The organism is uncultured Traorella sp., from assembly GCF_944327115.1.
Classification (GTDB): Bacteria; Bacillota_I; Bacilli_A; order Erysipelotrichales; family Erysipelotrichaceae; genus Traorella.
Window position 1 is genome coordinate 1 of sequence record NZ_CALVGS010000044.1, and the last position, 9,969, is coordinate 9,969.

The window sequence follows — 9,969 nt, forward strand, 5'->3', positions numbered from 1 at the left end:
CATGATTATATGCGGCATATCCTTCTGCGCTTATTGTATAAGTACTTCTGCCGTCTCTGTTTTCGGTTGTATTGGTGCCTTCCGTATTGAAATCCATTGCTGTTTCACTACCACCTGTACTGCCGTTTCCTCCGGCTGGTGCCTGTGCTGCTTCAAGTGCTGCCTGCACTGCCTTTTCTGCGGAAGTACTTGAAATCGTAGCACCGCTCAACGGCTTAACTTCAAGCGTATCCAATGTCATGCCCACAAACTGACTGGTAAAGTCCTCATTTGCAATCTGATCTCCAACATACTGCGTATCATTTGCTTCGACAACCACAACATTCTGAACCGTTCCATCCAGGATCGTCACTTCGATGACATTCGGTTTTCCATCTGCATGATTATATACCGCATAACCATCTACACTTACTGTATAAGTCACGCTGCCGTCACTGTTTTCAGTTGTATTAGTGATTTCTGTATTGAAATCCATTCCTGTTTCACCTTCATTTGTGCTGCCGTTATTTTCTTCTTTTGCAGCAGTGGCAGGCTCAACCGCATTGATGGCTAAAACGCCACAGCCAAGTCCTACGACGGCCAAACATACAAATGAGATAATAGCATTTCTTAATCCTTTGATCTGTTCACAGTCACAGATACGTTCAATCATCGGCGTACATGCATTCATGAGCAGAATAGAATATAAGACACCTTCCGGAAGATTAGCCTTCACACGAATCAGAACCGTTAAGATCGCACAGCCTAATGCGAAAATGACCCTTCCTGATGCGCTTGTCGGATTCGTAACCGGATCAGTTGCCATAAAGAATGCACCAAACAGAAGTCCGCGACTCAACACATGATAAACAGGATACCACATGCCCATTCCTTTAAATAAAGCCATGACAGCCGTGATCACAAATACGCTTCCGATATAAACGACCGGTACACGCCAATCAATGACCTTGCGGATCGCAAGAATAATTCCCACGACAATGATCAGGATACCGCAGGTTTCACCCAAAGCTCCGGGATGTGAACCAAACAGCAGACCGCTTAGTCCGCCAACCGAGTTCAACAGTTCACTGACCATACCTGCATCCGTCACACACCATGAATATGTGCTTGCCATCAAAGTTGTCGGTGTAGCCCCTGTTGTGATATCTGCAGCTACCATACCTGAAAAAGCAGTCAGTATGATCGCTCTTCCGACAGCAGCCGGATTAAAGATATTCTGGCCAAAGCCGCCGAATGCCAGTTTACCGAAAATCGTACAAAGCACGGCAGCCACTAAAACCGCATACCAGCTTGTATTGACAGATACCATCAATCCCAAGATCACGCCCGTGATCCAAGGAAAGGATCCCTTCAGATATGAAATGACATTCTTTTTTAGCGCTAATGCCCAAACAACCTCAGTAAGCACACAACCGCCAACCGAAGCTGCCATGATCAGCAACGCCTGCATAAGATATTCATTTCCATAACTTGTTGCGTAATAAAAGAGTGCATATAAATAAATAACTATTAGCCCCAGCAACAGTTCAAACATGATTCTTTTAGTAGAATTTGAACTGCGATAATTCGGAGCCGGACTGTAATTGAATTTCATCGTCGCTTCCCCCTATTTCTTAGCCTTCGCCATCTGATAGGCGCGCTTAGCTCGGCGTACATTTTCCGTAACAGCAATCTTAGAAGGACAAACATATGTACACATTCCGCATTCCACACACTTGGTGACATCCAGCTTTTCCAGACGTGCCATATCCTTTAATTTATTCGCCTGAACGATACGTACCGGCTGCAGACCGCTTGGACAGTGATCTGAACAGCTTCCGCAACGCAAACAGGCAACTTCATCGATTGCCGCTTTCTTCAATACCGTGATCGCATTGTTCTGTCTTTCTACACTGACATCATCCGTCGTGATCGTTGTACCCATCATCGGACCGCCAAAGCAGACAACCACATCATCAGCAGTATAACCGCCGCAGGCCTCGATCACATCGTGAGCACTGCTTCCGACAGGAGCAATCACATTACATGGATGTTTCACGGCATCACCGCTGACTGTCAGCATACGGCTAATGATCGGCTCTCCAGTCGTCAACGCCTTGCCAAACATATAAGCTGTCGTTGCATTGTTAACGATACAGCCTACCTCAAGAGGCAATTTATCATAACGCTTTTTCGTCAGCTGATAGACCAGCGTTCTTTCCCATCCCATCGGATAAACATCCGGAACGCTGACACAAGTGATATCTTTTTCATTCTGCAACTTAGCACTGACGCTCTGAATCAGTTCAGGATGTGATTTTTTAATAGCAATCAGCACCTTCTTTGCATCACTCATCTTTTTCATGGCCTTGATACCTGTCAGCACCACATCAAAATCAGTTTCCATGACTTTATAATCACTGGTGATATAAGGCTCACATTCAACGGCATTAATGATCAAACTATCAACATTCTTAACACCTTTATACTTTACATAAGAAGGAAAACCTGCTCCTCCGCAGCCGATGATACCGGCATTCATCATAAAATCAACCAGTTCTTCACGAGAAGCAGCCTCATAATCCAACGTCGGATTTTCTTCCTTTGTGTATTTTTTATCATTGACGATCACTACATGTTTGATTCTTTTAAGATTCTGATGTAATCGATCCTCAATCACTTCGACTCTTCCGCTTACACTAGAATATATCGGCACTACAAAGCGGCTGCTGAACTCTGCAATTTTTGTCCCTACTTTAACTTCATCCCCAGCCTGAACAAATATCTGCGGATCCGTTTCTGCACCGAAATACAGCGGAATCGCTACTTTTTCAGGAACCAAAGTGATGATATCTGCATGTTCGCTCAACTCTTTGTGCCCATTTATATGAGTACGCATTGACCCTCTAAACAAAGACATTTCGTCACCTTCCTCTTCTTATCATCGTATAAAACGACATCTCTGTTATTATAACATAATATCACACGATTTTTAATATATTTATCAATATTGTGGCATCTATTTTAGAAAAAATCATATCAAATTTCATGCTCTTTACCCATATTCTTCCTCCGGTTTGCTTCACAAAAAGTAATTTCTTGATTTTAATCCCCTTGCACAGTATAATAAAGCAGGTGATAAAATTGAAAAAAACGAGTTTACTGCTCATTGGTTTGCTTCTTTTAGGGTGTGCTCCAAAAGAGAAAAAGCTCTATAATGATTCAACGATGCAGGCTGGCTTTGATACGGTAATTTCAATTCAGTTATATGCCGACAGTCAGGAAGAATTTGATGAAACATTTCAAAAAGCAACCGATGCTTTTCTTTACTACAATTCCCTTTTTGATAAATACAACGATTACGATGTAGCCAATATCAAAACGATCAATGACAATGCCGGTATTCAGCCGGTGGAAGTTTCTCAGGTAATCATTGATATGCTTCTTCTTTCAAAGCAATACAGCGAATTAAGCAACTATCAGTTTGATGTAACGCTTGGCCCTGTCTTAAGCTTGTGGCACGATGTCCGAGAAAAAGCTCTCAACGGTGATGATTACACGCTTCCTACCGAAGAACAGCTTCAAAGCGCCAGAGCCTGCTCGGGATGGGACAAGGTTGAAATTGATGACGAAAACAACACCGTCTATTTAAATCAATCATGTGCCAGTCTTGATGTCGGTGCCGTCGCTAAAGGATATGCTACTCAGTTAGTAACAGAAATGCTTCTTGAAGAGGGATATGTCAATGGCTTTGTCAATGCCGGCGGAAATGTAGAATTTTTAGGAAATAAGATCAATGGTGATCTATGGCGAGCCGGTATTCTGACCCCTTCCCTCCATAACTCCACCGAATCGCTCATCACATTAGAACTGGGCGGTCAGGAGGCCTTCGTAACCAGCGGTGACTACCAGCGCTATTTCATACATGACGGTAATATCATGCATCATATCATTGATCCTGATACTTTATATCCGGCAAGACATGCGAAAAGCGTAACTATTTTATGTGAGGACAGCGGCATTGCCGATATCCTTTCCACAACGCTTTATACGATGACTTATCAGGAAGGTGCTGCATATTTAGAAAAATTAAAAGAAAACGGCATAGAAGCCGAAGCCATCTGGATCTACGATAAAACAGATGAGATCGAAAATGAAAATTATCGAGAAAAAGAAGGTTATTACATTCTGACCACGCCAAATATCGCATCTAAGATCATTAATTAAAAAGCGCTTCGTTTGTAGCGAAGCGCTTTTTGTTATCTGTAATTGATTCTTTCGATCAGCTCAGACGTCTGGCCGTCATAAATTTCCGCAATATCATTTTCAGCATCTACCCAGATAGTCGCCACAAACGACTCACTGTCAAGCTTATTCCAGGCTTCATCCGTATTCATGCCATAAGCCTCATCATAAGCAGTCTTAGGATAAACCCTTACCCACATTTCTCCGGCATAATTTGAAAGAATATTCTCTGTATAAAGATAATTCGCAAGTTTTTTCAATTCATCTTCATTGATTTCTTCCAAGCTCAGATCCAGCGTATAATCATAGAGCGTATCATCATCCTCATAATAATAGGCTTCAAACGGTGTCGTATATGCATTTTCATCATTTCTGTTATATAATGTTCCGGTAAACGTAAATTCACTGTCTTCCGCAAAATTAGGACATTCTACTGTCTTTGACGCATAAGAATATGGTGCCAAACCTGTTACTGAAAGCTGAAATTCACAGGCATCCAGATCTACCGTACCCGTATAATAGTAATCCATATTATTGAAGATAGAAAGCGTCACCTGCGTATCATCAACAACCTCATAATATACATCTACGCTCTCCGTACTTTCAAAAATTTCCTGAGTTTCATCCTTTCCAAGCGGCTCTCCTAATACCTGCTCTGCGATTTCATTATGATTGGGATGTACATAATCCACTTCGATCGTTTCTTTGCTGCTGCATCCTGCCAACAGACACAGCGCTACGACTGCTGCTAACTTTTTCATATTCCACCTCTTTATGATTTATATTCTATCGTAATTTATTTTATTTGTAAAGATTACGAAATCAATCATAGGAATTATTTTTATACATGCTGCCACTGTTCAAGATCAGTAAAAATATCGTTCCTGTCTGTATCCAGAAAACGGTATAATCAAAAATTCCATGGATCAGAACAGCAAGGATCGAACAAATGATCAGACCGAACAATTCCCTATTGATCTTTCTGGAATATAGCTGATAAATTTCCTTCACGACCGGCCATGCGAAATAACATATCATACCTACGCCCACGATCCCAAACGAGAGCAGCGGATCAAGATAAACGCTATGCGAATGAAAAGCCTTGCGTCCCCCTAAGCTTTCATAAATCATCAGATATGCGCTGGGACCACGCCCAAACAACGGCTTCTCCATAATTCCCTTCACAGCAGTCATCCAAATATTCGTACGATTAAAGAAATAGCGGATGATATTATCAAAGCGAGGAAAAATCTCCGGATTCAAAAGTACGATCACCACAACAAGCGCAATCATCAGCACTAAAAAAAGTGAAGTCTTTTTCCGTCGATTTATATAAAAGATCAGCGGAATGGTCACTAAAAAGCTTAACCATCCGGCCCGGCATCCGCTCAGATAAAGAACAAAAAGATTACAAAAGATCGTCACGACATAAAATACGACACGATGGATCGTTTTCGCATGCAGAATCTTATAGATGCACATCAGCACTAAAAACTGGATCATCATGCCATAATAATTTGCATTATAAAAAGTTGAATTGATGCGATTCACCGGCGAATCTTCAACGATCAGCTCATCAAAAGGATAACCCAAACGATCAACGATCGAAGCATACTCCATCAATCCCCACACAAAACAACACAGCGACAACAGACAACAGGTATCTACGATAAAAGTAAATAACCGCTCATCGATATAACGGCGATAATACAAAATAAAAACCGCCACAAAAACGATTCCTACACACTGCATAAAGCCCCGATAATTCTGATAATAAAGCGAAACCGCCATCGACATGCCGCCAAAAATCAAAGCCCAATAACCTCTTGGCGTACCCAAGATCACCTTTTTTAGCTGCTTGGTGTAAACCAGATAAATTACAACCCCCACCATAGCCGCCAATGAAAAGTAATGTGGTAAAAAAATCGTAAAAACAACAAACATGATTATATATTGATCAACACTATATCCCAGTAGTTTTCTCTCACAAAAAGCTTTAACTGATTCCATATATCCCTCCGCCATTCCCACATATTATAAACAATCTCTATAGAAAATACAATCACAACAAAAAAAGACTGAAATTCATGCATTGAATTCCAGTCCCCATATCAAAACTTTTTATCATCAACACTTTCTAAATAAGCTTTTGCCGATTCCATGACATCCTTCAAAAAGCCCTTTTCAAAAGGAGATACCAAATGTGCTGTCTTAACGATATCCAAAAAGCTCTTTGTACCTCCCACCTGACAGATTGCCAAATAATCCTTCCACATATCCTTATCATGCTCCTGGCTTCTCTTCCAAAACTGCAAGCTGCATACCTGAGCCAGGGTATAGTCAATGTAATAGAACGGATCCATGAATATATGACTCTGCTGGAACCAGTAATTGCCTCTTTCCAAGAAATCACAGGCTTCATAATTCTTATAAGGCAGATACATCTTTTCCAATTCACGCCATACCTCTTTTCTCTTTTGAGGCGTCATTTCAGGATGATTATAGACTTCATGCTGGAAATGATCCACCAAAACCCCATAAGGAAGAAATTTGACGGCCGAGCTTAAATGAAGATAATGATACTTGGCCGTATCCTCACCAAAGAACAGATGGCTCCATGGCCATGTGATGAACTCCATGCTCATTGAATGGATTTCACAGGATTCATATGTCGGAAATTCTAATTCAGGAATCTTATTATGTCTTGAAGAATAAATCTGAAAAGCATGACCGGCTTCATGTGTCAATACCTCAACATCACCACTCGTACCATTAAAATTAGAAAAAATAAACGGTGCTTCATATTCACTGATATAGGTACAATAACCGCCGCCTGCCTTATTCGGCTTGCTTTCCAGATCTAAAAGCTCACGATCGATCATCATATCAAAAAACTCGCCTGTTTCCTTTGAAAGCTCATGATACATTTGACGCGCCTTTTCAACCAGCTCCTTGCAGCTTCCCTTTGGCAGTGGATTACCGCTCTTAAACTCAACATTCAAATCATAATATTCCAGTTGGTCAAGACCCAGACGCTCTTTTTGCTTTTCGGCAAGCTCACATGCCAAAGGAACAACGCTCTCCAATACTTCCTTACGATAATCAGCAACCATTTTTTCATCGTAATCAAGACGGGTCATACGAAGATAACCAAGCTTTGTAAAGTTTTCAAGACCCAGCTTCTTTGCCATCCTGTCACGCACCTGCACAAGCTCGTCATAAATACGGTCAAACTCATCTTCATGATCTTCATAAAATTTAAATTTAGCTTCACTTGCTCTTTTTCTGAGATCACGATCCTTTGATTCACATAGGGCAGATATTCCCGGCAACGTATAAGTCTTGCCTTCAAAATCGATCTTTGCGGAAGCTTTCAGCTTGTCATATTGGGTCACAATTTTATTTTCCTGCTGAAGATCCTCCAATATAACGTCATCAAAAGCCTTCAACTGACAGGAAATGATCCAGAAAAATGGTGAAGGGATCCTCTTTTTCAATTCATCTAAAAGCGGACTTTCCATGATCGTTTTATAAAAACGGGTATCCAGCTGCTGATAAAAAGGTGAATGCTCGTCCCAATAATCATTTTCTTTCTCATAAAATTCATCCGCTGTATTGATCGTATATCGCAATGAAGCAATCGTTCTCATGCTTGAGATATGATTTCTCAGCTGATTCAGTCTTTTGAAAATATCCATAAATGTATCGGCATCACCCGCACGCTTTAATTCATCAATGTAACGGGTATAAAGCTTCTGCATTTTTTGCAGATCAGGTCTTTCATATGTATATTCACTAAATTTCATAAAAAATCCTCCTACTACAATTTTACACTGTTTCAAGGGCGAACACAACGAAATTTAAATATCCTTCAGAAAAGAAAAAACCAGTCATCGACTGGTTTATTCCATCTCATAATCAATTAATACCTTGATCTGCTTACCACTGGCAGCATCAGCAATGGCCTGTGGGAAATCATCGATCTTATATTTTTTAGTAACGATTTCCCGAATATTGGTCTTATTCTTTTGTAAATGATCAATTACTTCCGCAATCGTTTCATGCTCATATCCTCGAGAACCGTAGATCACAGGCTGTGTCGCAATAAAATTCAAACCATTCAGAGTTACTTCATTCAGCACAGATACAACGGCATAACGAGTCTTTTCCCTGGCTAAATCAAAGCATTGCCGAAACAGCGCCGATGAACCGCTCGCCTCAATAAACATATCCACATCCGGTAATGGAAAATATCCCGGGAATGCTCCTAAGATACGAATAAGCTCTTCCTTTAGATCCTTTTCTGTCGTATTAACGGTTTCAGCACCAAGATGTCTGGCAACTTCCAAACGTTTTGAATCACGATCAACCACAACGATCTTCTTTAATCCTCTGGCAATCAAACTTGCGGCAGCTGATAAACCGATCGTTCCGGCACCCAGCACGACAACCTTCTCATCCAATTTAGGTTCCACCATTGTTGCTGCCTTGGTTCCTACGCATAATGGTTCAATGATTGCCAGCTTGTCTAAATCCGGATCTTCTAAATGATAAAGATTATAATTTAATGCCGCATTCTTAACAAGGGCATATTCACAAAAGGCACCTGCCGCAGTTGAGCCCGCAACTCCGTTTTCGGTACTAAGTGTCGGATCGATAAAAACAACATCTCCGACATTCAGATCATCTGCGACATCACTGCCCTTTTCCACGATTCTGCCGATCATCTCGTGTCCGAACTGTGAATCAGAAGGAAGACCATATCCTTCTCCGCCATGCAGATAGATACCTACATCTGAACCGCAGATGCCGGCTCTGAGAACTTTTACCAGCACATCCTTACTGCTGATCGAAGGAATTGCCCTTTCTTCTACAACAATGTTTTTTGCGCTTTTATAAATAGCACACTTCATCATACCTTCCATTTCTAAGACTCCTTTCATCTATTTCTATTATAGTCATTTACCCGTCTGATTTACATTAACTCTTTCAATCAAAAGTAACTAAAAAGGTAACAAAACAAAAAAATTGTTACCCCTTTTTCTTCTTATATGACGGCAATTGTTGAATAGAGCTTAAATAGATATCTGCAAGAAATTCAGCGGATTCCTCCATGCCCTCATTCATCCATTTTTTTAGAAGCATCGCACTGGTTGCCGCATACTTATATGAAAGATATTCCAGTTTTTTCTTATCTTTAAAATATGGATCATACAGATCCATGCAAAATGATGAACACCGCTGTATGATAATATCAAATAATGAATTTTGTCCTTCACATTTCATAGCAATCATAAAAAAATCCTTTTGTTTTAAAAAACTATTATAAGTAGCAATGACTTCCTCTTTTTCATTAATGGGATATTGCAATCCATTGACCATTGTCTTTTCAATTTCTTCACAAAAAATACATTCAAGAATCTGTTGCTTATCAACAAAATAATTATAAAAAGTCTTTCTTGAAATATCAGCATGATCGCAAATTTCAGCAACCTTTACATGAGTCGTTTTCTTTTGAATCACTAAATCAATATAGCTTTGAATGATCATATCCTTTGTGTTCATAAAATACCTCTTTATCTATGCGAAGATTATAACATTTATATCTCACTATCGCAAAAAAAAGAGTAAGTCCAACGACTTACTCAATTGAAATGTATTTCTTTTCTTCTACCTTCGGCTGATCTTTCTTCGGAATGTTCAAATGCAAAACACCGCTTTCAAATCTTGCCTTGATATCTTCAT

Annotated in this window: 9 protein-coding genes; 1 reads left to right on the forward strand and 8 read right to left on the reverse strand. The window is 40.3% G+C overall.

What is annotated here, in order from left to right; all coding sequences use genetic code 11:
- Both Q0K35_RS04055 and Q0K35_RS04060 read right to left on the reverse strand, forming a co-directional pair.
- Positions 1-1,594: RnfABCDGE type electron transport complex subunit D (locus Q0K35_RS04055; RefSeq protein ID WP_294561396.1), on the reverse strand; the 1,594-nt coding region annotated here is incomplete at its 3' end.
- A 12-nt stretch (positions 1,595-1,606) separates the two neighbouring features.
- A complete protein-coding gene (locus tag Q0K35_RS04060) occupies positions 1,607-2,899 on the reverse strand; it encodes an RnfABCDGE type electron transport complex subunit C (RefSeq protein WP_294561397.1) in 1,293 nt (430 codons plus the stop codon).
- 224 nt (positions 2,900-3,123) lie between these two features.
- Here Q0K35_RS04060 and Q0K35_RS04065 point away from each other — a divergent pair, with 224 nt between their 5' ends.
- Complete coding sequence (locus Q0K35_RS04065; RefSeq protein WP_294561398.1) at positions 3,124-4,206, forward strand: FAD:protein FMN transferase; 1,083 nt, start codon at positions 3,124-3,126, stop codon at positions 4,204-4,206.
- A gap of 32 nt (positions 4,207-4,238) precedes the next feature.
- Here Q0K35_RS04065 and Q0K35_RS04070 read toward each other — a convergent pair whose 3' ends face one another.
- The 6 genes from Q0K35_RS04070 to Q0K35_RS04095 all read right to left on the reverse strand — a co-directional run bounded on the left by Q0K35_RS04070 (position 4,239) and on the right by Q0K35_RS04095 (position 9,961).
- Positions 4,239-4,985 (reverse strand): hypothetical protein, encoded by a 747-nt coding sequence (locus Q0K35_RS04070; protein ID WP_294561399.1) that lies wholly within the window; start codon positions 4,983-4,985, stop codon positions 4,239-4,241.
- 61 nt (positions 4,986-5,046) lie between these two features.
- On the reverse strand, positions 5,047-6,234 hold the full coding sequence (locus Q0K35_RS04075) for an O-antigen ligase family protein (protein WP_294561400.1): 1,188 nt from the start codon (positions 6,232-6,234) through the stop codon (positions 5,047-5,049).
- Positions 6,235-6,335: 101 nt separating this feature from the next.
- The gene (locus Q0K35_RS04080; protein WP_294561401.1) at positions 6,336-8,030 is read right to left on the reverse strand and encodes a M3 family oligoendopeptidase; all 1,695 of its coding nucleotides are present in this window, start codon (positions 8,028-8,030) and stop codon (positions 6,336-6,338) included.
- A gap of 96 nt (positions 8,031-8,126) precedes the next feature.
- On the reverse strand, positions 8,127-9,149 hold the full coding sequence (locus Q0K35_RS04085; protein ID WP_294561402.1) for a zinc-binding dehydrogenase: 1,023 nt from the start codon (positions 9,147-9,149) through the stop codon (positions 8,127-8,129).
- A gap of 106 nt (positions 9,150-9,255) precedes the next feature.
- On the reverse strand, positions 9,256-9,789 hold the full coding sequence (locus tag Q0K35_RS04090; protein ID WP_294561403.1) for a TetR/AcrR family transcriptional regulator: 534 nt from the start codon (positions 9,787-9,789) through the stop codon (positions 9,256-9,258).
- A 76-nt stretch (positions 9,790-9,865) separates the two neighbouring features.
- Positions 9,866-9,961, reverse strand: a complete 96-nt coding sequence (locus tag Q0K35_RS04095) for a hypothetical protein (protein ID WP_294560903.1) — start codon at positions 9,959-9,961, stop codon at positions 9,866-9,868.
- Between the last annotated feature and the right edge of the window lie 8 nt (positions 9,962-9,969).

Bases quoted from the DNA above. Each gene is read 5' to 3' on its own strand.
- Q0K35_RS04060 (WP_294561397.1), bottom strand. From the start codon at position 2,899: ATGTCTTTGTTTAGAGGGTCAATGCGTACTCATATAAATGGGCACAAA.
- Q0K35_RS04070 (WP_294561399.1), bottom strand. From the start codon at position 4,985: ATGAAAAAGTTAGCAGCAGTCGTAGCGCTGTGTCTGTTGGCAGGATGC.
- Q0K35_RS04075 (WP_294561400.1), bottom strand. From the start codon at position 6,234: ATGGAATCAGTTAAAGCTTTTTGTGAGAGAAAACTACTGGGATATAGT.
- Q0K35_RS04080 (WP_294561401.1), bottom strand. From the start codon at position 8,030: ATGAAATTTAGTGAATATACATATGAAAGACCTGATCTGCAAAAAATG.
- Q0K35_RS04085 (WP_294561402.1), bottom strand. From the start codon at position 9,149: ATGGAAGGTATGATGAAGTGTGCTATTTATAAAAGCGCAAAAAACATT.
- Q0K35_RS04090 (WP_294561403.1), bottom strand. From the start codon at position 9,789: ATGAACACAAAGGATATGATCATTCAAAGCTATATTGATTTAGTGATT.